The sequence below is a fragment of the Flavisolibacter ginsengiterrae DSM 18136 genome, from assembly GCF_059568575.1.
In genome coordinates this window covers 1-26,436 of the sequence record NZ_JCANTR010000011.1, presented here as the reverse complement: position 1 = coordinate 26,436, position 26,436 = coordinate 1, and the positions used below count along the sequence as shown (strand labels likewise).

The window sequence follows — 26,436 nt, the reverse complement described above, 5'->3', positions numbered from 1 at the left end:
ATGAACACCCAGCAGATCATAGAACTATTCCGCCCTGCTATCATTCAGATCGCTACGCAAAACAGTACGGGAACAGGCTTTTATTTAAAGGAATTTGACCTGATCGTGACCAATGACCATGTCGTTGGCAAGAATGCTGAAGTGACCATACAGGGAAGGCTTTTTGAAAAAAGGCTGGCAAGGGTATGGTATACGGATCGCAAGCACGACCTGGCTTTTCTGCAACCACCACTGGAAGTGCAGATACCGGAAGTTAAACTGGGCAATTATGACGAAACCAAGGATGGCGATGTGGTGGTGGCTATTGGTCACCCCTTCGGCCTGAACTATACTGCCACACAGGGTGTGATCTCAAAGGTTGACCGCATCAGGGATGGTGTGAAATACATCCAGATAGATGCAGCTATTAATCCTGGCAATAGTGGTGGGCCCCTGGTGAATAAAGAAGGACATATCATAGGTATCAATTCTTTCATCATTCGGGGTGGAGACAACCTGGGATTTGCCTTACCGGTTAGCTATATCCGTGAGGCCCTCGAGTTATATGTGCCTCACAAGGGCGAGCCATCTACCCGGTGTCATAGTTGTAACCACCTGGTATTGGCCAGTAATATCGAAGCCTCCAAATACTGTCCTTACTGTGGCACCGAGGTGAAGCTGCCACAACCTCCCGAACGGGAAGCAAAACCTGTAGGGGTAGCCAAGACAGTAGAAGAAATATTGCGTGAATTGGGACAGGATGTGAAGCTGGCAAGGGATGGCAATAATAACTGGAGCGTGAAAGAAGGGACTGCCAAGATCAAGATTAATTATAATCCCGATAACTATTTCGTAGCTGGCGATGCCTATCTCTGCCAACTGCCCACAGATACTTCCCAAATAAAGCCTCTATACCAGTTCCTGTTGCAGGAAAACTATAAAATGGACAGCCTTGTTTTGAGCTGTGTGAAACAGAATATTGTCTTGTCCTGCATCATGTATGATATGGACATGACGAAAGAGGCCGGCGTGGAAATGTTCCGTGATCTTTTTCAGAAAGCAGATTATTATGACCAGCTACTGGAAAAAGAATTTGGTTGCCTGGAACTTTTGGAAGAATAATTACTGTCCCACCCTAAATACAACCACCGTGCAGAGAAAGATCCTCACTAAAGAACAGGCCTTACAAAAGTTACGGCAGTATTGCGCCTACCAGGAACGCAGCCACTATGAAGTGCAGCAAAAGCTATATGAGCTGGGCGTAAGAAAAGCAGAACATGATGAGATCATCTCCACGCTTATAGAAGAAGATTATCTGAATGAAGAGCGATTCGCCATGCAATATGTTGGCGGCAAGTTCAGGATGAAAGACTGGGGTCGTAAGAAGATCTATTACGCACTCAAGGAAAAGCGGGTGAGTGAGTACAGTATCAAGAAAGCATTGGCCCAGATAGATGAAGAAGCTTACCTGGCCATTTTACGTGAACTGGCTGAAAAGAAATATGAATCGTTAAAGGCTGAGCAATTTATGGTACGAAAGAAAAAGACCATAGACTACATGATACAGAAAGGTTACGAATCAGAACTGGTAATGTCAGCCCTGAAAAATATAGCAACCAAAGAATAATTATCTTAGGCTAAATTTCTACTAATGAGAAAAGGCTTGCTTCCCTGTTTTCTTTTATTGTCAACCGTTGTGTATTGCCAGCTTGACAGCACAAGGATCATTGAGCCTAATAAAGCAACAAGCTATACCAACAAAGATGTTATTCTTATTGCACTGGCTTCACTGGCTCTATTGATCGCCATCTACTTTTTATTCAGAAGGGCAAGAACCAGGGCCCGGAGAAATTAAAGCGTTGTATCAAGGGTTATTTGATTTTTCCAGGTCTCTATTTCCATTTCAAATTTTACTTCACCGCTTTTGGACATACCCACATCTTTCCATCCATTCATCCTGTAGAAAATTTCTGCTTTCGTGCCGGGAGCGGTACTTAACCAGGCTTTATGGCTGGTTTGCGTAAAATACCAGTCGAGCATAATACTATGGAGGTATTTGCCAATGCCTTTACCGGCATGGTCAGGGTGAACAAATAAAGCCCAGATATTGTGATCAACCAGGTCGGCAATGGCAAAGGCTACTATTTGATCATTGATCTCACAGACCCAACCTTTGCCTCTCACAGTAATATATTCTAAACAATCATCATCGGTTACAAGTGCTGGGTTGGATAATACATTCTCCTTTACACTATGACGAACAATTTGTATTTGTGTAATATCCGGGGGTATAGCTTCCCTGTATGCTACCTGTTCCTTTTTCATATATCAACACATGGATTATGAAAGTTAAACTAATTGATAAAATAGCTACGCTTGGGAATTATGCTTTTTTTTGCAGTATGTCAAACCTTAAGGTAAGCCTGGTTCAAACCACATTGCATTGGGAAGATAAGGCCTTAAACTTGTCTATGCTGGCAGATAAAATATCAAGCGTTAAAGAAGGCACGCACCTGGTGATATTGCCGGAGATGTTCAGTACGGGCTTTAGCATGAGCCCTGAGCTTTTGGCTGAAAACATGGAGGGTGCTACCATTGCCTGGATGAAGGAAAATGCAAGGAAAAACAAGGTGATCATTACGGGTAGTATGATAGCAGAACAGGAAGGAAATTTTTATAACCGGCTGGTGTGGATGTTACCCAACGGGCAGTATGGTATCTATGATAAGCGGCACTTGTTCGCCTTCGCTGAAGAAGATAAACATTATACCAGCGGCTCAAAGCGACTGGTTGCTTCGGTAAATGGCTGGAAGATTAATTTGTTGGTATGCTATGACCTTCGTTTCCCTGTATGGGCGCGACAACAGTTTGACGAAAATGGGAACTTTGAATATGATGTATTGATCTATGTAGCCAACTGGCCTGAAAGAAGGAACACGGCATGGAAAAGCCTGTTGCAGGCCCGGGCCATAGAAAACCAGTGCTATGTAATTGGCGTTAACCGGGTGGGTAAAGACGGCAATGATATTTATTACAGCGGCGATAGTATGGTCATAGATCCCCTGGGTGAGATCATTTATCAAAAAGCACACGAAGAAGATGTGGCTACGCTGACACTGGATAAGGAGCACCTGGAAACTATAAGAAATCGATTTCCTTTCTGGAGGGATGCCGATAACTTTGATATATTGCTATGAGCGCCAAAAGCAAACAATTTACTGGCCCTGGTGGATGGCGCTGTCCTGCTTTTTCTCTAATATAAGCTGTTGCACTTTTTGCATTTTAAAATCAGTATTACGCATAATGGCCTGCACTGTCGGCAATGCTTCTACTTCCGGAAGCACTCCTCTTCCCTTTGATTCATTCTTGTCAATGATCAGTCTGAATAAGGGCAACCTGAATCGCACCTTGGTATTGGGAAGAACCACATCCGGAATTAACCAGGCGGTGTTGCCATAAGCTCCGCCCCCGGTTTCTTCACCAACGATTGTTACATTATCCTGCGGTTTAACGGTTTTTGCGAAAAGAGATGCAGCTGAAAATGTATTGCCGCCCGTCAGCACATATACGTCACCGTTAAAATGGTTCTTCTTTTTGGGTGAGAAGTATTTCTTCTCATAATATTTAAAATGGTAATTACCATCTTCTCTTTTGTGGGCCATAAAAAGCAGGAACAAACGACTTTGTAAATAACTTTCAATATACCGGCGGTATTTACTGTTTCTCTTTACAGCATAGATCGAATCTGCTATTTTAAAAGGCGCATTGGCTATGTAGCGGGTAAGCAGATTAGAAAGCACTACACTGCCACCTCCGTTGCCACGCAGATCAATAACCAGGTTGTGTATATTTTCTTTCCTCAGCTTTTTAAAAGACTTCTTAAAGAATGTGCGCAGCCTGAAGCTTTTTGAAAACCCGTTCACTTCCATTACGGCAAGGTTTCTTGCGGTATCTATATTCATGCTACGCTGGGCCGTAAATGCCATCTTTCTTCTTTCCCTGGCGGAAGGTTTTTTTACAGTCGTTCTGCGCGTTGGTGTATCTATCGTTGGGTTATATACATCTATCTGTGCCGCCTTTAGATTACCAAGCGTGTCGATATATTCCACGTTCATTTTTCTGCGCAATCCGAAAATGGAGCCATACATATTGCGAAACATGCCACCATTGCTAATGGTCTGGTACTTATGTGTCAGGTTATAACCATCCCCGGAGAGATAATTGAAAAAGGTATCCACTACTGATTGAATCGGGTGACCTTCTATAGATTTCAGAACAACCCCACGTGTGACATTACTGTCTTTCCGGTTAAGGTTTGAAGTAACCATTACAGTATCCGGCCATGCCTTTACGCTCAGGGGTAAGGAAAAACTTCTTGCCCTGTCAGAATAACGGCTGGCAGCTTTTGAGGATCTAACACTGGTATGCCCGCACCTGAACTTTGATACTACATAGCTCAATATGTTCCGGAACTTATACTCCGGCAGTGAATCATTAAGCTGGCTGGCTCCCTGGTCAAAATAGTAATCAATACTGTCCTTGCTGGTGTACCAATAAAGGCTGGGATGAGACTCTTCCAGGATATTCCGAAATAAGGTATAGTCTTCCTTCAGCTGCCCTGGGCTATACTTTTTAGCAGGGTCATAGTTTTTGCTCACAGCGCAGCTGCAGGCAAACAATAGTATTAAATAAAGCGGGTAACCCTTTTTCATGGCAGCCATCATTCTCATTTCAAAGCATTCCAGCCCTGGGCTGTTATGGGATGCTTCCCCCCTCCTTTGGTGATGATATGCGCACCGGCTTCCTGGTCGGTAATATAGCCTATGACACTTATTTGTTCTGAAAGAGTGATCTTTTCGTAATCATCTTGCTTCATGGTAAAAAGCAATTCATAATCCTCGCCTCCACTCAATGCACAAGCCGTTGGGTCAAGGTTGAATTTGAAGGCAGCCATCCTGGCATCTTCAGCAATAGGTATTTTCTCTTCATATAAAACGCAACCTACCTGGCTATTCTTACAGATATGTAATATCTCCGAACTCAGGCCATCGCTCACATCTATCATGGAGGTAGGCGTGATATCATTATTGGCAAAGAACTCTATGATATCTTTCCTGGCTTCGGGCTTCAATATCCTTCCAACAATATATTTCTCGCCTTCCAGGTCAGGCTGAACGCCCGGGCTTTCCATAAAGATCTTCTTTTCCCTTTCCAGCAACGTCAGGCCCAGGAAGGCTCCACCAAGATCCCCCGTAACGCAAAGAAGGTCACCTTTTTGAGCACCACTTCGTTTTACATATTTGTCGGGTGCCACTTCGCCTATGGCTGTACAGGAAATAATAAAACCTTTTTGAGAAGAAGTGGTATCCCCGCCAATAAGGTCAACGCCATATTTTTCGCAGGCGGCATACACGCCTTCATAAAATTCTTCCAATGCCTCAAGGCTGAACCGGTTACTGAAGCCCAGCCCCAGGATCACGTGGGTTGGCGTGGCATTCATGGCACAGATATCACTCACATTTACTACTATTGTTTTATACCCCAGGTGCTTCAGGGGAGTATAAGCAAGGTCGAAATGCACCCCTTCCAATAAAAGATCGTTGGTAACAACTGTTTGTTTCCCAAAATGATCAATCACTGCTGCATCATCACCTACACCTATAATAGTGGATGCATTCTGGATCTCTATATTTTTAGTCAAATGGTCAATTAGACCAAATTCTCCAAGTGTAGAAACTTCTGTCCTGTTTTCACTCATAGCTGTAAGATAATTATGATTTTGATGGAACGTTGCCCTTAACCCACTCTACCAGTTCTTCGTGAATAATGCCATTGCTTGCAATGATACCCGGCTGGTAAGGTGAATAGGGACCTCCATGAAGGTCTGTAACTTTTCCACCGGCTTCCTCTACCAGTAAAAAGCCGGCGGCGCTGTCCCAGGCTTGTAATTTATGCTCATAGAAACCGTCAAACCGGCCACAGGCCACCCAGGCCAGGTCAATGGCGGCTGAACCCAACCTGCGTACAGGCACCCCTCTTCTTATGAAACGCTCAAACACCTGCAGTGGACCATTAGGTTCATCCAGGTAGGTATATGGAAATCCTGTGACCATGCAGGCATTGACAACATTCTCCTTTTTACTTACGCTGATTGGTTTGTCATTAAGTGTAGCGCCTTTACCCCTTTCCGCGATAAAGAATTCATTGATGAAGGGGTTGTAAATAGCCGCCAGCACCATCTTTTTTTGATGCTCTATACCAATGGATATGCAGCAAATGGGGATGCGGTGGGCAAAATTCACTGTACCGTCAATAGGATCAATGATCCATTTGTATTCGGAATCCTGCACCAGGTCGCCGCACTCTTCACTAAGTATATGATGTTCCGGGAAATTTTGTTTGATAACGTCGATTATTGCTTTTTCAGAAGCATGGTCCACCTCTGTTACCAGGTTGTTGATCCCTTCTTTATTGGAGATCTTGATATCCAGGTCATTAAACCGCAGTATTTCACTGGCCGCAGCCTGCACTGCCTGGAGAAGGGTGTTTTTGAGCATCCGCAAAAATAGCTGATAGTTTTGGTATCCTTCCTGCCGCGGGCGCTAATTGGAAGGGGATATAACCAGGTGATGACCCGGGTGCATCAATGCGTTTGCTTTGACCCGTTAAACAGACAATCTTCTTGTAGTTTGAATGATATTCTTGTAGGTTTGTCCGTTTAGATACCTGGAGCTATTGAACTTATCCATCATCATAGTTAATTATAATGTTAAGTACTTCCTGGAGCAATGTCTTTTTTCATTGCGCAGGGCGTGCAAGGGAATTGAGGCGGAGGTCATTGTAATAGATAACCGTTCCTCTGATGGAAGCATTGAATACCTGCGTCCCAAATTTCCTGATGTACGCTTTATAAAAAAAGAAAGCAATATTGGCTTTGCAAAAGCATGTAATGCGGGTTTGCAACTGGCCACCGGGAAATATATTTTGTTCTTAAACCCAGATACGCTGGTGCCAGAAGATTGCTTTCCTGTTTGTTTTTCTTTCTTTGACCGCCATGATGATTGCGGAGCCCTCGGTGTCAAAATGGTAGACGGTTCTGGCCGGTTTTTAAAAGAATCCAAAAGGTCTTTTCCTTCCCCGGTTACCTCCTTATACAAATTGATCGGCCTTTCAAGATTCTTCCCCAGGTCAAGAACATTCAGCAAATATCACCTCGGTCATTTGGACGATGCTAACAACCACGAGGTGGATGTGCTGGCGGGCGCCTTTATGATGATAAGAAAAGAAGTCCTGGATGAAACCGGAGGTTTTGACGAGATGTTCTTTATGTATGGTGAGGATGTTGATTTAAGTTACAGGATTCAAAAAGCCGGCTACAGGAATTATTATGTGGCGGAAACCAGTATCATACATTTCAAGGGTGAAAGCACACGACGGGGAAGCCTGAACTATGTCAGGATGTTTTACAAAGCCATGAGCCTTTTTGTTCATAAGCATTATGGCGGTGCCAGTGCCGGCATTTTTAATATCAGTATACAGTTAGCCATCTGGGCCCGCGCCTCCATTACTGCTATTGCCAAATTTATAAAATGGATAGGCCTGCCTGTTATTGATGCCTTGCTGATCCTGCTTTCTTTCTGGCTGACCAAGGAAGTATGGGTGAATTATATAAAAACAGATACTGTTTACCCCCAGGGATTGTTGTTGATCTCTTTTCCTGTTTTTATGATCGTGTATTTAATAGTGGCCTATTATGCGGGTTTGTATGACAGGTATTATAAATTCAATAACCTGGCAAGGTCCAACTTTACTGCAACCCTTGTACTGTTGGCGTTATATGCTTTGTTGCCAGAAGACCTACGTTTTTCAAGAGGCATAGTGCTTTTCGGATCCCTTATATCTTTTATTCTATTGAATGCATTCCGGTGGTTCTTGTTAAAAGCGGATATGCTGAGAGCTGCTCCTGGAATGATCACAAAACCCTACATACTGGTAGCAGGTTCAGATAAGGAGTTCGGTGAGGTCAGGAATTTTTTGCATCAAAAGAACATGGCCGACAAGATCATTGGCCGGGTAGCTATAAACGGCGACCCTGGTGATGCTGTTTCGGGATTAAGAGATATTGCCAATGCTTCCCGTGCCCTGAAAGCCGAAGAGATTATTTTTTGTACAGGAAGCATCAGCTATAAGAATATCATCAACCTGCTTCCCCTTATACCGGAAGGTCTCAGGATACGCTTTCATGCCTCATGCAGCGGCAGTATTGTAGGCAGCGAAGCCGGCCATACTGCAGGTGCAACTATTGCATCGGAAAAAGAGTATAATTTATCAGATGCGGGTAAAAGACGCAGCAAACGATTGATAGATGTCAGCGTTTCATTTATTTTTTTGATTCTTTTCCCCCTACCTATTTTTATTTTAAAGCGGCCGGCATCCTTTTTTAAGAACTGCTTCCAGGTCCTTGCCGGTAAAAAGACCTGGGTGGGATATATCATTCATGAAGCTCAACTGCCCATGTTGAGAAAAAGCATTGTGGGTTCAAACGGATTCCCACCAAAAAGGCAGAAGCTTCCCATAGAAAGCCTGAAAATGGTGGATGAATGGTATGCACGGGATTATGAACCTTTGCAGGACCTGAGAACTATTTTTAGCAGCTATGTATATTTGGATGCTTAGATTCGCCGGGCACAATTGGTACCTTTATTGATAACACTAACGGTTGTAAAGAATGGCAAGGATCATTGATATTAAACTTCCTAAAGCAATAGCCGCGGCCTTGCGCATCCCTGAAAACGATCCCAGGAGACAGCAATTAAGAGTATTGAAAAAACTTTTGAAGAAAGCGACGCTTACAGAGTTTGGCCAGACATACCATTTTGACGAGATCTTACTGAGTAAACACATAGGGAAGGAATTTCAACAACGGGTGCCAGTTCATGATTATAATAAGATCTATGAAGAGTGGTGGAAGAAAACACTGGAAGGCGTACCCGATGTCACCTGGCCAGGAAAGATCAAATATTATGCACTGAGTTCCGGCACCTCTGAATCTGCCAGCAAGTATATCCCTGTGACCAAAGAAATGTTGCGCAGCAATCGCATTAATTATATCCGCCAGCTTATTTCTGTATTTAATTATGAGCATTTGCCCCGCAATGCTGTTACTAAAGGTTTCCTGATGCTCGGCGGTGCTACAGATCTGCAGAAAGGAAAGGCAGGATGGTATGCAGGCGACCTGAGTGGAATATTGGCGAAGAACAGGCCTTTCTGGTTCCAGACATTTTACAAGCCGGGAGGCAGGATAGCCAAGATCAGGGACTGGAATGAAAAGCTGAATGAAATAGTAGAAAAAGCCCCTGACTGGGATATTGGTTACATAGTGGGTGTTCCAGCCTGGTGCCAGATGTGTATGGAAATGATCGTTGAACATTACAAGGTCAAAACGATTCATGACATTTGGCCTAACCTGGGATTTTTTGTACATGGCGGTGTGGCCTTTGAGCCGTACAAAAAAGGATTTGAAAAGCTGCTGGGCAAACCCATTGTATATATTGAAAACTATTTATCCAGCGAAGGTTTTATTGGATATAAAGACCGTGAAAATGCAAAAGGAATGAAGTTGGTCCTGGACAACAATATTTTTATGGAGTTTGTGCCTTTCGACAGTAAGAATTTTGACAGTGAAGGCAATATGGTGAAAGACCCTGAAGCTTTCATGATACATGAAGTGGAAGAAGGCAAAGATTATGCATTGCTGATGAGTACCAACTCGGGCGCCTGGCGATACCTCATTGGCGATACGCTGCGGTTTGTTGACATAGAAAGAAAAGAAGTGGTCATCACCGGAAGGACCAAACATTACTTAAGTCTAGTTGGGGAACACCTGAGCGTGGAAAATATGAACAAGGCAATAGAATTGGTAAGTGAGGAATTCAATATTTCCATTCCTGAATTTACAGTGGCAGGGTTTCCATATGAGAACCTCTTTGCACATAAATGGTATATAGCCTGCGACGATAAGGTAGATGCGGATCTGCTGATCAAAAAGATCGATGAACATCTCTGCCGGTTAAATGATGATTATGCCGTAGAACGAACCAGCGCCCTTAAGCAGGTATTTATTGAAAAACTTCCCGAACAGGCCTTTCTCAGGTTCATGGAAACCAAGGGCAAATTGGGCAGCCAGCATAAATTCCCCAGGGTTTTAAAAGGTAAGATATGGCAGGAATGGAATGAGTTCTTAAGCATGAATTACGAGAACAAATAGTTGCTACCTTTTGCTTAATCATTTTATTCAATCTGCCGAATCATATCTACTTCTAACTTAGCACCTCTTTTATCAATTATGGTCAATGCTTTACTAAAAGGAATTACGCTGGGGTTATTGCTTGCTATATCCGTCGGGCCTATTGTATTTACTGTAATCAAGCAAAGCCTGAATAACGGAACGAAAGGAGGACTTGCTTTTATTGCCGGTATTTCCCTGAGTGATATCATATTAGTGATTCTGGCCAATTTGTTCACCAACCTGTTCACCACATTGAATGAACACAAGAAAGTGCTGGCCACAGTTGCCAGTATTTTCCTGATACTTGTCGGTGTCTATTACCTTTTTTTCAAAAAGGTAAAGGTCAATGAAGAAGGAGCGCAGTCACTTACCTTTAATACAGGCGATTACCTCAAGATATTTACCATGGGTTTTATCATGAATGTTTTTAATCCCGGTATCATTATTTTCTGGTTAACAACATCTACTACTTTTATAGGAAATACTTTAGAGCATCGCATTGTCATCTTTTCAACCGCCTTATTTTTGGCACTGGCAGCCGATGTATTAAAGGTCCTTCTGGCCAATAATTTACGTAAACGGTTAACGCCTAAAAATATTCACCGTATCAACCAGCTCAATGGGATCATCCTGATTGGATTTGGTGTGGTGATCATTTTTTTACAGTAAACTGTGGCTATGAAATCTAAATCGGGAAAAACCACCACCTGGACCTGGATCAAAAGAATTGTGCTCGCTTTATTCATACTTCAATTGGTCTACATCATTGCGCTGAAATGGATCAACCCTCCTGTAACACTGACCCAACTACAAAGTTTATTTACGGGTAACGGGCTTAGAAGAGATTATGTAAGCAATGATGAACTCTCTTACAACATGAAACTGGCCGTAGTATCCTCCGAAGACCAGGTCTTTCCTGATCATAGTGGGTTTGACTGGAAAAGTATCGAGAAGGCCATGAAATACAATAAGAAGAAGCCTAATCGCATCAGGGGTGCCAGCACCATCAGCCAGCAGGTGGCAAAGAATGTATTTCTATGGCAGGGCCGCGACTGGATACGGAAAGGCCTGGAAATTTATTTCACGAAAATGATAGAGTGGATCTGGGGAAAGGAAAGAATTCTCGATGTTTACCTCAATGTCATAGAAATGGGTAAAGGTATCTTTGGAGCAGAAGCGGCATCACAGTATTATTTTAAAAAGCCTGCAAAGAAATTAACCCGCAGAGAAGCCGCCATGATAGCAGCCTGTCTTCCCAATCCTAAAAAATACTCTGTAAAACCTGCTTCCAATTTTGTGCTAAATAAGTCCGGGTGGATACTACAACAAATGAATAACCTGGAAGATGATCCCGATCTTCAAAAGATCATTGCAGCCAGTCAATAATTTAAAGAATGTATCAAAGTACATTCTCCTGAAAACAAAATTATTTTCTTTTATAAATAGAGTTTAGCAAGGCAACTGCGGTTTGAAGACGTTGGGTGTCTGTGCCTGTTATTTCTGCCCACAAGGTATTGCTGTTAATCACGATATCCTTATACATATCGAATAGCTTTTTACGAAACTCAGGGTCAGGGTACTCTCTCAGTCCGTCAGGTTCCCAGGGAAGGTCTGTTGAACACAATAAATAAAAATCATATCGGCGCTGTGCTATCTGTTTCAGAATCCAGGTATGGCAGTTTTCAAAAGCCACTTCACACCAAACCTTCATCACGTACATATCCGTGTCAATAAAATAAAAACCATTCCTTGCTTCCAGCAGCAATGAATCTTCCAGCTCCTGTTGTCCTCGGGCAATATTCAACAAATCCTCATAATTATAATCCATTCCTTTATCCGAAAGATATTCCCTGGCAAATTCAGGACACCACACGGTATCATAGTACTCGGCGAGCTGTTGACAAAGTGTGCTTTTCCCCGTTGACTCGGGACCTATTATTACGATCTTCCTCATGGATGTGTACCTAAAGATAAATCCCATGGTTCTTTAACAGCCCTCAATTTCCATTCCTTTAAACCCAGAACTGCCAGCACCAGCAAAACAATATAGTATACACTGGTAAAAACAAGGCCCTTTACAAAGTATAGTGGAATAGAAGCTATGTTGGTAGCAATCCACCAATACCAGCTTTCCACTTTCTTTCTTGCCATTAACCACATGCCTGTGTACGCGGTTGCGGAAGCAAAAGCATCAGCCCAGGGAATGGCTCCCGAGGCAAATAATTGTTTTAAATATACCAGTGAAAAATAAACAGCTACATAAAAGAAAGCACCGAATAATAACTGGTGTATCCATTGTTTTGATGTCGAATAAGTAATATGCACCAGCGGGTGCGCCTGTTTGTCTTTCCTTGCCCAAACAATCCACCCATAAATGCTCATCACAGTATAATAGAAATTGACACTGGCTTCCCCGATAAGATGGTATTTGAAGCTGAGATAAATGTAGATTATTGTATTGACCAGGCCTACCGGGTACACCCAGATGTTTTCTTTTTTAGAGAACCAAACACTTAGAATTCCTGTGACGACAGCAATATATTCAATAGGTGTAGTGGCTTTTAACCCTGTGAGGAATTGTTGTACCAGATCTTGCATAGAAAGATGCAAACCTAATTGAAATCAGCGGCCTTTGTACCAGTTGCCCGGCTTTAAATAAACCGGGCCTTTACCAGTTAAAAAACGTGTAGGCAACTGCTTTCTTGCGGAACCAGTGGTTTGCCAAACTGAAAAGTGCAAATGAGGAAAGGCTGAAAAGCCTGTGCTGCCACTATAGCCAATCACCTGGCCCTGCTGAATGCTATCACCCACATGCACCAAAGCACCATGATAGGTAATATGTCCATAGTAAGCCTGGCTGCCATCTTCATGCCTGATGACTATAAGATTCGACTTGCCGGCATACTTTTTCCCAATACCGCCAGTTATAAAATCCTGCACCACTCTTGCCACCACACCATCTCTTGCGGCCATGACAGCAGTTCCTCTTTTCATTTTAAAATCAAGCGCAAGACGGCCATGGTGTGAGAACAATGAATTGTAACCTTGTACCAACAAATGAGACCTTCCTTTTTCATATGGCAGCCTGTACACATAGCTGCTGTCATTTGCATAGGGTTCCATTGTAGCAAAATGAAATTGCTTTCCACAGGAAGAAATGATGCATGCAAAAATCAACCAAAGGATCAACGGCTTCATCTTCACAAAAATAAAAAAGCGACCATAAGGCCGCTTTATATTGGTATAGATTTTATCTCTAATTATTCTGCTTCAGCCACAACTTCCTTTACCTCGGGAATCATTCTCTTCATCATTCCTTCAATACCCGCCTTCAGGGTGATCATAGATGAAGGACATCCACTGCAGCTTCCCTGCAACATAAGGTTCACAATACCTTCGTCATAGCTTTTAAACTGGATGGCACCACCATCCATTTCTACTGCCGGGCGAACATAATTGTCAAGTAATTCCTTGATCCTTTTTACTACATCACTGTCATCAACATTTACATCATTGCTGCTTTCCACTTTTCTTACAGCTACTTCTTCTTCGTTAATCACAGCCTTACCTTCTTCCAGGTAACCTTTCAAAAACTCACGAATAGCGGGAATTACATCCTGCCAGTCGGTATCCGGAGTTTTGGTAAGCGTAACAAAATTAGAAGCAATAAAAACGGCCTTTATAAAAGGGAAACCGAACAATTCATTCGCCAGCGGTGAAGGTTTTGCACTTTCAACATCCGGGAAATCAATGCTTTTACCTGGATACAAAAGCTTGTTGGCAACAAACTTCATTGTTTCCGGGTTGGGTGTCATTTCGGTATATATGCTGATGATAGGATTGCCTGTTTTGATCATAATGCACTGTTTGAACGGCAAATTTACCATAGTTCCTGTTAAAAGGATGCTATGAAAGCGCAATTTGCGCAATTCGTAACTGTTTAAAACGTACGCTTCAGGCCAAGGGTAATATAAAACAGGTTTTCTCCCCTTTCAGAAAGATCTGGCCGGCCCGTAACTGTTATCAGGTTTTGCGGTAAAATATAGGAAGGCGTGGCCAGGATCATCCATTTGTCCTTCACATAGATAAAGGGTACGGAAGCTTCATAGGCAAGTATATTGAACTGTTGAACATTTTCCGTAACCTGCTGGTTACCGGAAGGCAATAATGGCAGCCCCCCCTTCTTTTTGTAATAAGTATTTGTAAAATTCTGTGTTCCTGCATAGGCATAAAAAGAGGGGTCTATCACTATAACACTTCCATTATTATTTTCCTTCCGGATAATATGATCTATCCCCGCAGTTGCACCCAGATCTGTTTTGTCGCTGAATTTTACATCTCCACCGATAGTTAGATTTAATAACTTATTCAGCGAGCTCAAACTAAATCCTGCCTGTGATTTTAATGCAGACTGCACCAACTGGCTGCCTGAAGTGTAAAAGGGCTTCAATACAAACAAATTGGTCATCCATTTCTCCGTGCTGTGTTGAAAACCTACTGTTGTGATGGTTCCCGCATACTCCATCTTCTGCAAACTATTGTTTACAAATACCGGTGCAGCATTGACGTAGAATTTTTCACCAAGCCAGACTTCTGCCATAGGGAAAAACCCAGTGCTTTTCAGGCTGTCTGTCCTGCCATAATAATTAAGGTTAGAATTATAGTTCAGGCTTAGCTTGAACTGCGCACGGGAAGTTGTAGAATCCTGTGCATGGGTAAGTATAGATATGGCAGTTGCCAACAGTAAGAATATCTTTTTCATGGGGTGTGTTTTAAAAAAGCATCCCATTCAGGTCATGAATGGGATGAGTTACATAGGGGGTAATATTATCCTTTCTTTACCTGGCCTTTAGCCTCGGTTTGAGTTTTTGCTTTTCCATTTACAGAAGCACCATTTTTATCGGTTTTAACATCGCCTGAGGTCTGTGTTTGAGTGCTACCGTTGACAACTGCAGAATGTTCGTTGGCATGCTCTTTTGCTTCATCAGAAGCGTGAAGGGCAGCCTGTGATTTTGCATGAGCCTCTGCCTTGGTTTTTGTTTCAGCCTTGGTCTTTACTTCTTTGCTTTTTTCTATGGCTTCATCCTTTTTATCTTCTGCCTTGGTCTTCACCTTTGCAGTTTTTGTTTTTGCTTTATCAGCTGCCTGCTGGCCATCTACTGTTGCATCAGCATCAGTCTTGGTAGTACCATCTGCCTTTGCTCCAAACACAGCGGAATTTTCATCAGCATGTGCTTTAGCCTGTTCAGAAGCATGAACATCTGCCTTTGCATTTACTCTTGCGTTCTCTTTAGCAGTATTACTTACATCACCAGTAGTACGAACAGTAGTTTTTACAGCAGCCTTTGTAGCAGAAGTTGCAGCACCTGTGGTAGCTTTTGTAGCAACTGTTGCCCTGGTGGCAGCATTCGTAGCAGCTTTTGTAGCGGCAGTGGCATTAACGGCTTTGGAAACTGAAGCATGAGTACTGTTAGCAGCACCAATGCTAACTTGTGCAAAACTTACGGAAGCTGCGAAGGTTGCAGCAATAACTAAAACGGATTGTTTGATTGTTTTCATACGAGTGTTTTTGTGTTTCGTGTATCATAGAAGGATTATTACGCCTGAGGTTTAAAAACACCATTAACATTTTTTAACGTGACACCAGAAAATAAGGTAAAACCATTAGGTTTAATGAGTAAATAAGGAGGAAATATTTACAGTTTAGCACAAAAGAAAGGCGCTAAACTTTGTTGTAGCGCCTTCTTTATATATAAGCATAGTTATTATGAAGTCACGATCATCAGCTTCGCATAATTAAGCATGATCTTTTTTTCACCATTCTCGTCAAACTTAATAGTTGCAACAGGGTTATGACTGGAACCTTCCAGCTTTAAAACCTCACCAAAGCCAAATTTTTGGTGTTCCACCCGCATGCCCTGTTCCAGTTTTGTAATGTCACTGGGAACAAAATTTGGCGAAGGCACATGCGCCACCTCTTTGGGTTTATTATTGCTATTGAGCAGGGTGGACACAAAGGTCTTTTCTTTAGATTCTGTTTTGGGACTTCCAAATCCACGCTGCATTCTTTCAAATGCTGAACCCATCATTCCCTGGCCCGAATGATTCTTTACGCCGCCACCCGCAAAGCTTTTATCAATGAACTCCATAGGTATTTCATCAATGAAGCGGCTGGGATCATTCTGCTGCAGGTTGCCAAATTTATACCTGGTATTGGCATAACTGAGGTAAAGCGTTCCTTTAGCCCTTGTTACCGATACATAGAACAGGCGTCGTTCTTCCTCCAATTCTTCCCTTGTATTGATGCTCATGGCATTGGGAAACAATCCTTCTTCAAGTCCGCCAACAAATACTACAGGGAATTCCAAGCCTTTGGCAGCATGAATGGTCATTAATTTCACGGTATCGGCATCAGGATCTTTCTGGTCAGCATCTGTCAACAATGTGATTTGCTGTAAATAACCAGCGAGACTTTTATCTCCCACCTCTCCACTTTCCTCGCTCATGGGTGTTTCTGTAAATTCTTTAATAGAGTTCAATAACTCCTGCACGTTCTCGTAGCGCTGAACCCCTTCGGTGCTTTTGTCATTAAACAACTCTTTTACAAAGGCCGTTTGCTTGCCTACATGAAAGGCAATATCATAAGCGTTCTTTGAAGACAGCATGCTGTGAAAGCTGCGGATCATCAGCACGAATTCTTCAACTGCTGCCAGGGTGCCTGCTTTAAAACCAAACATCTGTGCATTTTCCAAAACCTGCCACATGCTGATATTATTCTCATTGGCGGCGAGTATAGCTCTATCTACCGAAGTCTTACCTATGCCTCGTACAGGATAGTTGATGATGCGCTTCAACGCCTCTTCATCTTTTGGATTAACAATGATGCGCAGGTAAGCTATGTAGTCCTTGATCTCTTTGCGCTGGTAGAAGGAAATACCTCCATAGATGGTATAGGGAATATTCATTCTCCTCAGGCTTTCTTCAAAAGAACGGCTCTGGGCATTGGTGCGGTATAGGATCGCGATATCCTTATTGTTATGATGGTTGCGCAGCTTTTGCTCCTGTATGGCATCTGCTACAAACTTGCCCTCATCATTGTCCGTCATCGTTCGAACCAGCTTTATCTTTTCACCTGTAGCATTCTCTGTGAAAAGTGTTTTAGGTATCTGGCCTTTATTGTTCTTGATGATCTCATTGGCGATACTCAAAATGTTTTGCGTGCTGCGATAGTTCTGTTCCAGTTTGATCACCTTCACTTCATCATAGTCTTTCTGAAACTGCAATATGTTTTGTATCGTGGCACCACGGAAAGAGTAAATGCTCTGGGCATCATCTCCAACCACGCAAACATTTTCATGCACTGCACCTAATAACTTGATGATCTCGTACTGCGCGGGATTGGTATCCTGGTACTCATCGATCAGGATGTATTTGAACTTGTGCTGGTACTTGTGTAAAACCTCGGGGAAGTGCTTAAGCAGTTCGTACATTTTAAAAAGCAGGTCATCAAAATCCATAGCGCCGTTCTTAAAGCAACGCTTGCTGTAGGCATCATAGATATGACCGATCATTGGACGGTTGGCCCTCATGTCTTCCTGCTGCAAATAATAATCCGTCATGTATTCCTTCGGACCCACCAATGAGTTCTTGGCAGATGAGATGCGATTATATACCGCGTTGGGTTTATAATGCTGCACATCCAGGTTCAATTCGTTGGTCACAGCTTTTACCACGCTCTTGGCATCATCGGTGTCATAGATGGTAAATGCATTAGGATATCCTATGCGGTGTGCTTCTGCGCGCATAATGCGGGCAAAGACACTGTGAAATGTTCCTATATATAAATTGCGGGATTCACGGTTACCAAGGATGTGGCCAATACGTTCTTTCATTTCAGCCGCCGCCTTGTTGGTAAATGTCAGTGCCAGGATATTAAAAGCATCCACGCCCTGGGCCATCAGGTGGGCGATGCGCGTTGTCAGCACCTTTGTTTTACCGCTTCCGGCACCGGCCACAATCATCAGCGGCCCCTCGATGGTCAATACAGCCTCACGCTGTCTATCATTCAATCCCTTCAAATAATCTTGCATGCGGCGAAGGTAGTTTTTTGGGGTGGCTTTCCACACAAGTACTATCTTAAAAGAAGGACAAAACCGGGACCTTTAGGGTGGGAAAAAATTTAAAAAGGGGAAGCCTGGAGTATAATGATATTATATGCTTTTATTTCTCTTTATAGCTAACAATCTCTCTTTTTTGTTTGCCAGTTGGTCTTAAGCAGTAAAAAATTCTTTTAATACCTTTCTTGCCTCAATAAAATCTTATGGCCACAAATCTACCCGAGGTATGGTTACGGGGACCTGTTGAAAAGATTCCTTCTTTATTACAGCCCGCAGCGCACGCGGTATTGCAGGCACTGGAAGAAGTTAAGGATATCATGCTGGACTTCCCGGCGGAACTTTTATGGGTGAAGCCGGCCGGAGTTGCTTCTGTTGCTTTTCACCTGCAGCACATGGCGGGTGTACTGGACCGGTTGTCCACTTACGCCAGGAAGCAAATGTTGTCGGAAGAGCAAATGAAATGGCTGCAAAATGAAGGAAAGGAAATTGCTGTGACAGTTGAAGCATTAATGAACCACCTGGAGCAAAATGTTCAATTATACCTACAGCAATTGATCAATACTGAAGCATCATCTCTCACCGAACCAAGAACAATAGGAAGAAAGGCCTTACCCACTACACACCTTGGGCTGTTGTTCCATGCCGCAGAACACACCCAAAGACATTTGGGCCAATTACTGGTAACAGCAAGAATAGTAAAAGGCGGTTTACATTAGTCCGCATATGCGTTTACACAAAGAGGAATTAAGAGCTATTAGCCCTATAATCTTGTAATAGTAAAAAAGAGTCAACCTGCCTCATCGGTTTTAACGGCACAACCTTTGTAAAATCAAGGGTATGAAAAAGATGATGGTTGTAATTGTGGCAGCAGTTTTGGTAAGCTCCTGTACACAGGTGGCTGGATGGTTTGGCAATACCACTGACAGCACTTCCCAAAAACAAACAGACAGCAGTTCATATGCTGCATTCAGGGATGAAAGTATTACTGAAGCCAATGCGTATTCAGACCTTTTCCTTGATAGTGCAGCAGTTGAATCTTATATTCAAAAAGAAAAATTGAATGATTCCGCAGCAAGGGGATTGCGCAATTTTTACCTTGTCCGCAACTTCCAGTATGCCTGGTTTACCACCCATGGTATGACTGAACAGGCCAGGGCTATGTGGAATTTATATGCCGGGGATTCATCCAATGCCAGCCAAAAGCTAAAAACGCATATAGATAGCCTCATGCAAAATGATTCATTACAGTTAAACAGGGGAGATTCTTCCTTTGCCCATACAGAACTGGATCTCACACGGCAATTGGTACAATATGCGGCAAAACAAGACAGCGGTTTGATAACCAATGATAATATCTATTACCTGGTGCCTGCCAAAAAACAGGACGTGATGCAATTAGCGGATTCTATTCTTCATAAGGAAAAAGATTCCATACAATATGCAGGTAACAAGGCATACAATGCATTGAAACAACAGTTGGCTATATATTATACGGCAGCCCAGGATAGTTCCATGCAAAACTTCACTATTCGTTCCGGGAAATTAAAAAAAGGAAGTTCAACACCACAAGTGGTTTTACTGAAAAAGAGGCTGGCGGCAACCGGGGATTATGTGGCAACTGATACTACCGCAAAATTCAATGACTCATTGCAGATGGCTATTAAGGATTACCAGGCAAGAAATGGATTAGCACCTACAGGAGTAGTGAATGATTCATTGGTGGAAGTGTTAAATATCCCTTTTAAGCAGCGGGTAGAACAGATACTGGTAAACCTGAACCGGACCTTATGGATGCGTCCCATGACTGATGGCAACCGCATCATGGTCAACATTCCTTCATTGATGCTATATGCCATCGAAGATAGCGGCAAGGTATTCGAGATGCCTGTCATTGTTGGAAAAGAAGGTACAAGTACTTTAATGTTCAGCGGCGATATCAGCGAGATCGTTTTCAATCCTGTATGGCATATACCACAAAGTATTGTGCAAAAAGATATAATGCCAAAAATGAAGGCTGATCCCAAATACCTGGAGAAAAATAATATGCAGGTGGTAAGCAATAAAGACAGCATACCACAGATCAACCAGTTACCGGGAAAGAACAACTCCCTGGGTAAGGCTAAATTTTTGTTCCCAAATAGTTACGATATCTACCTGCATGATACCCCTGACAAGACCTTGTTTGCAAAAAAGGACAGGGCATTGAGTCATGGTTGTATAAGAGTGGCCGATGCAGAGAAACTCGCAGCTTACCTGTTGCGGGATCAATCCGATTGGTCGACAGCAAAGGTGCAGCAGGAAATGAAAGGCGATAAAGAACAGCATGTGGCTGTGAAGCAAAAAGAACCTGTTTACATAACTTATTTCACAGCCTGGGTAGATGAGAAAGGAAAACTGAATTTCAGGAATGATGTTTATGGGCACGATAAGGAAACGGGAGAAAGAATGTTCACTTCAATGTAAAGGTTTATTTGGTGTGTAATAACGGTTACAGGAATTCTCAAATTTCCTGTAACCGTTTTTTATTCTTTGATCTCAAGTAACTTCATCCATATTTATTCTTATGAAATGTATTACCTCTTTTTTACTGTTTATGATATCTATGCATGCAATGGCTCAGAATAAAACCTTTATGCTTGTTGGCACTTATACATCAGGCAAGAGTGTGGGGATCTATGTATATGAGTTCAACACGAATACAGGAGCTATTCGTTTGGTTGATTCTACCGCTACTTCCAACCCATCTTACCTGGCTCTTTCCCCTGACAAGAGCATTGTCTATGCCGTGAATGAAGATGCTACTCCCGGCGTAGGCGGTAAGGTTTCAGCCTTTCAATTCAATAGAAAAAATGGGCACTTAACTCTAGTGAACCAGGTACCATCCATGGGAGATCACCCCTGCTATGTAGCAGTTGAAAAAACAGGGAAATGGATAGCTGTAGGCAACTATAGTTCCGGAAGCCTTGCAATATTTCCGGCAGCTAAGAATGGTAGACTTGGGTCACCTGTTAGCACGATTCATCATAGTGGCAGCGGACCTAATAAAGACCGCCAGGAAAAAGCACATGTGCATTCAACAGTCTTTACGCCAGATAATAAATACCTGGTTGTTTCAGACCTGGGAACAGATAAGGTGACACTATATCCCTTTAGCCAGGCCAGGGGTGTGCTGGATTCGGCAAGAAGGTTTACAATAGATCTTCCGGCAGGCTCAGGCCCACGACATTTTATTTTTCATCCCAATGGTAAATGGGCTTACCTGGTACAGGAACTTTCAGGCGATGTAACGCTTTTTAATTATGCTAATGGCAGGTTAAGACCTATGCAAACCATAAGTTCACTGCCAACGGGTTTTGATAAATCTTTTACCAGTGCGGATATTCATATTTCACCGGATGGACAGTATCTCTATACTTCCACCCGTGATGCTGCCAATACCATTGCTATTTTTAAGATCAACCCAACGACCGGACAGCTACAGCAGTTATCACAACAGGAAACTATGGGTAAAACGCCACGTAATTTCAGCCTGGACCCAACCGGCAATTTCCTGCTAGTAGCCAATCAGAATTCTGATAATATCGTGGTCTTCCGCAGAAATCCTAAAACAGGTTTATTAAGAGACACGGGGCATCGTGTACAGGTGGGTAACCCTGTATGCATCAAATGGGCGCAATAACACTGACTGGGATTGAGAAAATACCCATTAATAGGTATTTCCCGGGCTTTCATAAGGTCCTAACTTGCAGCTAACACTTTATCTCTGATTCACTTTTTTTCTCTTGTTCAGTAAAGGCAAGGCCACCAGGCTTTGCCTTTTTTTTGCACTTAGCATAACAATTGCTGCATTCTAAACAAAAGGAAATAGTATGAACAGATTGAAAGACAAAGTTGCCATCGTAACGGGTGGAGGTACAGGTATTGGCGAAGCCATCTGTAAAAAATTTGCCCGCGAAGGAGCTAAGGTTGTTGTAAGCGGTTTCCCTGAAGATCCCGTACACGACGTAGTCAGGGATATCATGAAAGAAGGAGGTGACGCCTCTCCCTTTATTGCAGACATTTCTGTAGAGGACAATGCCATGCGTTGCGTAGAGTTTGCTGTTAACACTTATGGCAAGCTCGATATACTGATTAATAATGCGGGTGTATTTCCGGTAATGGCCGAGATCCAGAACTATCCCATAGACGCCTTTGAATATTTGATGAAGAACAATATACGCTCAGCTTTTTTGATGACACGCTATGCCATCCCCGAGCTTAAAAAGACAAAAGGTTGTATTGTATGCGCCGGATCGGAATCGGGCAAATTAGGATTGGGTGAAAACTCTGTATATGGTGGCACCAAAGGTTGGATGCATGCCTTTACTAGAGGAGTGGCAGTAGAGCAGGCTAAATACGGCATCAGGGCTAACTGCGTTTGCCCGGGAGCTATTGACACGGCATGGACGCACAAGGAAACGGGACCCATGAAGGCCAAACATGAGCAAATGATCATTGCCGGAACGCCTATGGGCAGAAGGGGAACACCAGAAGAAATTGCCAATGCCTATTTATTCCTTGCTTCAGATGAAGCTTCCTATGTAACAGGGGCATTGTTCTCCGTAGATGGAGGAATAACCATATCAAAAGGGCCAGTGGGTAAGGAAGCAGAAAGCGACGTTACTGAAGAGCCTAAAGGTGAATTGAATTTACACCATAGCATGGATGGGGCAACCAACATGTTGAGAGGCGTTCCAAGAGAAGTGCACCAGCCATAGCAGATCTTTGATGCCGGGGAATACTACATTCTCCGGCATCTATAATAGAGATGCAGTAATCTATTCTTCGGGTTCGTTACCTGATACCTTTTCTGATGTGAATTGATTCTTTAAGTATTCATTGAAAAATGAACCGGCAGATCCTTCGCATTCTATATATAGTTGAAAGATCTTCCACATCCTTGGAGGCACATCATAGTAGCGGTACACATTTCCCGAACGAAACTCGATCTCCATCGTTTTTTCCTTTTCATTATAATCTACCTTATGAATGGTAGAGGATTTCGTAGTGAATACCGGCTTTGCCATAAATGAAAGTGCATAAAAATTATACCAGTAGATTATTTATTTACCACTTTAAAAGAAAAACCTCTGGAGTTGTCATGATGTTACTTTGGTTCCCTCCCGCCACATAGATATTGTTTTTGACTGAAATGATAGATGCATTAGGAACTATATAATCTAATTTCCCTATCGACCAGGATTTAGACACCAGGTTAAAAACATCAAATGTTTTTACATCAACATTCCAGCTGGGGAATCCTGGGAAAAATATCAAATTGTCACCATTTAATACAGAGTTTAATCCAGCTATTGGATTTGATAAACATGAAAAGCTTGAAGTTTGTGTTTCAACATCCCTGATCTCCACAAGTAAAGATTGCACGGCGGATGTAGATGTTATTCCTGTAACTCCCCCAGCCCAATAGATATTTTTTTTGTCAACAGCAGATGCGAAAAACAACTTCCCTTCCTGTAAACTGGAGATTGACCATGAATTAGAATTACCATCATAAATATCTATACGGTTAGATATATTATTATCATTTGTTTTTCCGCCAGCAAAATAAATTTTGTTATTTACAGTAGTTCCGATAGCTGAAGCTCTTGCTTCACTTAATGAATCCATTGTCCAGGTGCCTGTCGTTGTATTAAGAATATCAATTCTGTTTGAAGGTTCATAATGGTTAAAGATCCACTTGCTACCTCCAGCAAAAAAGATTTTATCGCCCATTGTCACACTGCAAATATTGCCTCTTGGCTCACTAAGCTCGGCTTTCGTCCAGGAATCGTTGGTTGCATCATATATATCGATCATTGAATGATTAATACCAGAGCCAAAACCCCCAGCTATATAAATTTTATTTCCAGCAGTTGCTACACTCATATCCTGGCGAGGAATACTTAAATCAATATAAGACCAGGTATTAGTCATATAGTCATAAATATCAACCCTGGGGGAAATTTTTAGATTTGAATATTCATCGTAAGTAAAACCCCCGATAAAAAGTATTTTATTGCCGGCAGTCGCAGTTAGCATACCCATTCTCCCTTCAGAAAGAATTCCGATAGGCACTAATTGTGCATTAAAAATGGGCCTGTTAGATGTACAGGTAGGATTGAGGGTAGCGGATACCTGCACAGTATCACTGGAAGATAGACCTGCATTATCCGTAACGGTTAGTTCAAATAGATAAGTGTCACCCGTTAAGTCATAGACCTTTGAACTTGCCTTCATTGGATCTGAGATATTGGTTTGATTGGCCCCTGCAATTTGTTTCCATACAAAAGAGACAATAGAACCATCAGGATCGTACGATTGGCTACCGTCAATACTAACAGAATTAATCGGTTGGGTATAGGTTATATCGACGCCAGCGTTAGCAACAGGTGGTTGGTTTATTTGTGATGAAATAGATACCCTTATCTGCATAGTATCAGCAGAACTTAAGCCTTCATTATCTGTTACTTTCAACTCCAGGTCATAAACACCAGCTATCATTCCCCTGAGCATTGTTACAGCGGAATCGGGATATGTAATTACCACAGAAGGGTTAGGTGAGATCATCCTCCATTTATAGGAAACGATGAAACCATCAGGGTCTTTGGAAGCTTTTCCGTTTAAACTTGTACTGTCTTTAGGAAGTATGACCAGCTGATCTATTCCTGCATCAGCAATAGGTGGTTTATTCCTTCCCAGGCAATGTTCACAGGAATATTCTTTTTTACAGGAGATAAGGATCATTACAAAAAACACAATCATCCCCGGCAGTAATCGTTTTGATTTCATCCTGTTTATTTTAAGCGTAATTATTCCAGGGACTGGATCTGGAGCTTTTTCAGGATGACTTTAAAATGGATATACTGTAACTAATTAAAAAGAAGTAGTCTTAAAGTTCGTAAAATAAATTGAAACGAGGAAGTGGTTAAGGTCAATTGAAAAGTCAAAAACATGGAAGTGATTGTCGTTAACGTTAACTTATGCGGCTATTGAAACAATAAACACCTTCAACCTAAACAAGAAATTAATTATTGTAATTAATCAGGAGGCCTTTGCGTATTCTTTGCGTGGCTTTTCTCTCTGCGGACTTTGCGATACTCAGTAACGCAAAGTCCGCAAAGATGTTCGCAAAGGATCGCAAAACTGAATATCAATAAAATATGCTTGCATCCATTAGTTCACTTCACACCTAACGGACCAGAAACAAAAAACTATAAATCAACCCACAAGGCGTACCTAGCGGCACGCTGTTACATTTTCATTGTTATTTTCTACCCACAAAATGTTCCTATGGAACATAAGAGCAAGGCTGTTGTACGCCCTGTGCGCCTATTAATAGGTTAAGCCGGAATATTTTAATCCTCTTATAATTGGTATTCAAATGAAATGGTATGTGTCCTAAACCATGTCCCTGCGGGACATCTTGTCGGTAGTCAAAATGAATGATTCCATAGCGTGCCATAGGCACGCCTTGTGGGTTAATGGTACCATCAGTTGTGTATTTAAATAGCCTGTATTTCAACCTCTCCAACCTAAACCAATTGTTTAACCTTCAGAATGTCTACTATTAATAGTTCCGTTTGACCTAAAGAACTACAAACTACACACTACACACTACAAACTTCCTTAAACAGCATGTTTAAGGAGAAAGAAAGGTACCTGGTAATCCGCTGGAAAGTCTCCCTCAAACCTGATGGTCCAGTCATAATCATCCATGTACAATTGTAAGTACTCGGTGTCTTCTGCACTCAGGGGTGCTTTCACTGTAATCTCCAGCTTGTTCTTCATCTTCTTTTCCTTTTGCGGCTTTGGCTCTTTGAGCCTTCCTGCCAGCTCCTGTTCAAAGGAAGAGAGCAAAAGGGTAAACTGCTCATTGGTTAAGGAAGTACGCTTTTGTTCTGTAAGGAAGGTATGCAGGGCTGTGAATACCCCTGGTTTATCCATTCCCTGCTTTAAACAAACGATGGCTATGGTCCTTACCTGTTTAAACAACTGCCTGTACCTTCTTTTAAC

General features: G+C 42.4%; 26 protein-coding genes. 12 read left to right on the top strand and 14 right to left on the bottom strand.

Annotation, left to right across the window (positions count from 1 at the left end; all coding sequences use genetic code 11):
- The 3 genes from BP74_RS12505 to BP74_RS12495 are packed head-to-tail and all read left to right on the top strand — an operon-like array spanning position 1 to position 1,834.
- The gene (locus BP74_RS12505; protein WP_496374602.1) at positions 1 to 1,101 is read left to right on the top strand and encodes a trypsin-like peptidase domain-containing protein; all 1,101 of its coding nucleotides are present in this window, start codon (positions 1 to 3) and stop codon (positions 1,099 to 1,101) included.
- A gap of 28 nt (positions 1,102 to 1,129) precedes the next feature.
- A complete protein-coding gene (locus tag BP74_RS12500; RefSeq protein ID WP_496374600.1) occupies positions 1,130 to 1,606 on the top strand; it encodes a regulatory protein RecX in 477 nt (158 codons plus the stop codon).
- Between the two features lie 24 nt (positions 1,607 to 1,630).
- Entirely contained in the window at positions 1,631 to 1,834 is a 204-nt protein-coding gene (locus BP74_RS12495; RefSeq protein WP_496374598.1) for a hypothetical protein, read from the top strand.
- Here BP74_RS12495 and BP74_RS12490 read toward each other — a convergent pair.
- Entirely contained in the window at positions 1,831 to 2,304 is a 474-nt protein-coding gene (locus BP74_RS12490) for a GNAT family N-acetyltransferase (protein WP_496374596.1), read from the bottom strand. The two genes, BP74_RS12495 and BP74_RS12490, sit on opposite strands and share 4 nt — an antisense overlap.
- 17 nt (positions 2,305 to 2,321) lie before the next feature.
- Here BP74_RS12490 and BP74_RS12485 point away from each other — a divergent pair, with 17 nt between their 5' ends.
- Positions 2,322 to 3,176: an amidohydrolase gene (locus BP74_RS12485; protein ID WP_496374594.1), complete on the top strand. Its 855-nt coding sequence runs from the start codon at positions 2,322 to 2,324 to the stop codon at positions 3,174 to 3,176.
- An 18-nt stretch (positions 3,177 to 3,194) separates the two neighbouring features.
- On the opposite strand, the gene BP74_RS12480 is transcribed toward BP74_RS12485, so the two are convergent.
- From BP74_RS12480 to BP74_RS12470, 3 genes are read right to left on the bottom strand one after another with little or no spacing between them, the layout of a single operon-like run.
- Positions 3,195 to 4,691 carry a S41 family peptidase gene (locus BP74_RS12480; RefSeq protein ID WP_496374592.1) on the bottom strand — a complete coding sequence of 499 codons (1,497 nt, stop codon included), beginning with the start codon at positions 4,689 to 4,691 and terminating at the stop codon, positions 3,195 to 3,197.
- Between the two features lie 14 nt (positions 4,692 to 4,705).
- Positions 4,706 to 5,737, bottom strand: coding sequence for a thiamine-phosphate kinase (gene thiL, locus BP74_RS12475; protein WP_496374590.1), 1,032 nt, complete (start codon positions 5,735 to 5,737; stop codon positions 4,706 to 4,708).
- A gap of 13 nt (positions 5,738 to 5,750) precedes the next feature.
- Positions 5,751 to 6,536, bottom strand: coding sequence for an inositol monophosphatase family protein (locus tag BP74_RS12470; protein ID WP_496374588.1), 786 nt, complete (start codon positions 6,534 to 6,536; stop codon positions 5,751 to 5,753).
- A gap of 178 nt (positions 6,537 to 6,714) precedes the next feature.
- On the opposite strand from BP74_RS12470, the gene BP74_RS12465 reads away from it, so the two are divergent.
- From BP74_RS12465 to mtgA, 4 genes are all read left to right on the top strand, one after another.
- The gene (locus BP74_RS12465) at positions 6,715 to 8,655 is read left to right on the top strand and encodes a glycosyltransferase family 2 protein (RefSeq protein WP_496374586.1); all 1,941 of its coding nucleotides are present in this window, start codon (positions 6,715 to 6,717) and stop codon (positions 8,653 to 8,655) included.
- A 52-nt stretch (positions 8,656 to 8,707) separates the two neighbouring features.
- Entirely contained in the window at positions 8,708 to 10,246 is a 1,539-nt protein-coding gene (locus tag BP74_RS12460) for a GH3 family acyl-acid amido synthetase (RefSeq protein WP_496374584.1), read from the top strand.
- Between the two features lie 78 nt (positions 10,247 to 10,324).
- Positions 10,325 to 10,936, top strand: a complete 612-nt coding sequence (locus BP74_RS12455; RefSeq protein ID WP_496374582.1) for a LysE family translocator — start codon at positions 10,325 to 10,327, stop codon at positions 10,934 to 10,936.
- A gap of 9 nt (positions 10,937 to 10,945) precedes the next feature.
- A complete protein-coding gene (gene mtgA / locus BP74_RS12450; protein WP_496374580.1) occupies positions 10,946 to 11,653 on the top strand; it encodes a monofunctional biosynthetic peptidoglycan transglycosylase in 708 nt (235 codons plus the stop codon).
- A gap of 40 nt (positions 11,654 to 11,693) precedes the next feature.
- Here the strand turns inward: mtgA and BP74_RS12445 are convergent, their stop codons facing one another.
- The 7 genes from BP74_RS12445 to BP74_RS12415 all read right to left on the bottom strand — a co-directional run bounded on the left by BP74_RS12445 (position 11,694) and on the right by BP74_RS12415 (position 18,357).
- Positions 11,694 to 12,221 carry an AAA family ATPase gene (locus BP74_RS12445; protein WP_496374578.1) on the bottom strand — a complete coding sequence of 176 codons (528 nt, stop codon included), beginning with the start codon at positions 12,219 to 12,221 and terminating at the stop codon, positions 11,694 to 11,696.
- On the bottom strand, positions 12,218 to 12,865 hold the full coding sequence (pnuC, locus tag BP74_RS12440) for a nicotinamide riboside transporter PnuC (protein WP_496374576.1): 648 nt from the start codon (positions 12,863 to 12,865) through the stop codon (positions 12,218 to 12,220). The genes BP74_RS12445 and pnuC overlap by 4 nt, the downstream gene beginning before the upstream one ends.
- A gap of 24 nt (positions 12,866 to 12,889) precedes the next feature.
- Positions 12,890 to 13,465 (bottom strand): M23 family metallopeptidase, encoded by a 576-nt coding sequence (locus BP74_RS12435; RefSeq protein ID WP_496374574.1) that lies wholly within the window; start codon positions 13,463 to 13,465, stop codon positions 12,890 to 12,892.
- A 62-nt stretch (positions 13,466 to 13,527) separates the two neighbouring features.
- The gene (locus BP74_RS12430; protein ID WP_496374572.1) at positions 13,528 to 14,124 is read right to left on the bottom strand and encodes a NifU family protein; all 597 of its coding nucleotides are present in this window, start codon (positions 14,122 to 14,124) and stop codon (positions 13,528 to 13,530) included.
- A gap of 83 nt (positions 14,125 to 14,207) precedes the next feature.
- Positions 14,208 to 15,029: a hypothetical protein gene (locus tag BP74_RS12425; protein ID WP_496374570.1), complete on the bottom strand. Its 822-nt coding sequence runs from the start codon at positions 15,027 to 15,029 to the stop codon at positions 14,208 to 14,210.
- A gap of 65 nt (positions 15,030 to 15,094) precedes the next feature.
- The gene (locus BP74_RS12420) at positions 15,095 to 15,826 is read right to left on the bottom strand and encodes a hypothetical protein (protein ID WP_496374568.1); all 732 of its coding nucleotides are present in this window, start codon (positions 15,824 to 15,826) and stop codon (positions 15,095 to 15,097) included.
- Positions 15,827 to 16,032: 206 nt separating this feature from the next.
- Entirely contained in the window at positions 16,033 to 18,357 is a 2,325-nt protein-coding gene (locus tag BP74_RS12415; protein WP_496374566.1) for an ATP-dependent helicase, read from the bottom strand.
- Between the two features lie 230 nt (positions 18,358 to 18,587).
- Here BP74_RS12415 and BP74_RS12410 point away from each other — a divergent pair, with 230 nt between their 5' ends.
- From BP74_RS12410 to BP74_RS12395, 4 genes are all read left to right on the top strand, one after another.
- Positions 18,588 to 19,100 (top strand): DinB family protein, encoded by a 513-nt coding sequence (locus BP74_RS12410; protein WP_496374564.1) that lies wholly within the window; start codon positions 18,588 to 18,590, stop codon positions 19,098 to 19,100.
- Positions 19,101 to 19,221: 121 nt separating this feature from the next.
- The gene (locus tag BP74_RS12405; protein WP_496374562.1) at positions 19,222 to 20,847 is read left to right on the top strand and encodes a L,D-transpeptidase family protein; all 1,626 of its coding nucleotides are present in this window, start codon (positions 19,222 to 19,224) and stop codon (positions 20,845 to 20,847) included.
- A gap of 100 nt (positions 20,848 to 20,947) precedes the next feature.
- On the top strand, positions 20,948 to 22,063 hold the full coding sequence (locus BP74_RS12400; RefSeq protein ID WP_496374560.1) for a lactonase family protein: 1,116 nt from the start codon (positions 20,948 to 20,950) through the stop codon (positions 22,061 to 22,063).
- A 190-nt stretch (positions 22,064 to 22,253) separates the two neighbouring features.
- On the top strand, positions 22,254 to 23,141 hold the full coding sequence (locus tag BP74_RS12395) for an SDR family NAD(P)-dependent oxidoreductase (RefSeq protein WP_496374558.1): 888 nt from the start codon (positions 22,254 to 22,256) through the stop codon (positions 23,139 to 23,141).
- A 60-nt stretch (positions 23,142 to 23,201) separates the two neighbouring features.
- On the opposite strand, the gene BP74_RS12390 is transcribed toward BP74_RS12395, so the two are convergent.
- The 3 genes from BP74_RS12390 to BP74_RS12380 all read right to left on the bottom strand — a co-directional run.
- Positions 23,202 to 23,450 (bottom strand): KTSC domain-containing protein, encoded by a 249-nt coding sequence (locus BP74_RS12390; protein WP_072834730.1) that lies wholly within the window; start codon positions 23,448 to 23,450, stop codon positions 23,202 to 23,204.
- A 40-nt stretch (positions 23,451 to 23,490) separates the two neighbouring features.
- Positions 23,491 to 25,212, bottom strand: coding sequence for a Kelch repeat-containing protein (locus tag BP74_RS12385; RefSeq protein ID WP_496374556.1), 1,722 nt, complete (start codon positions 25,210 to 25,212; stop codon positions 23,491 to 23,493).
- A gap of 837 nt (positions 25,213 to 26,049) precedes the next feature.
- The coding region (locus BP74_RS12380; RefSeq protein ID WP_496370502.1) for a hypothetical protein at positions 26,050 to 26,436 on the bottom strand (387 nt) is incomplete at its 5' end.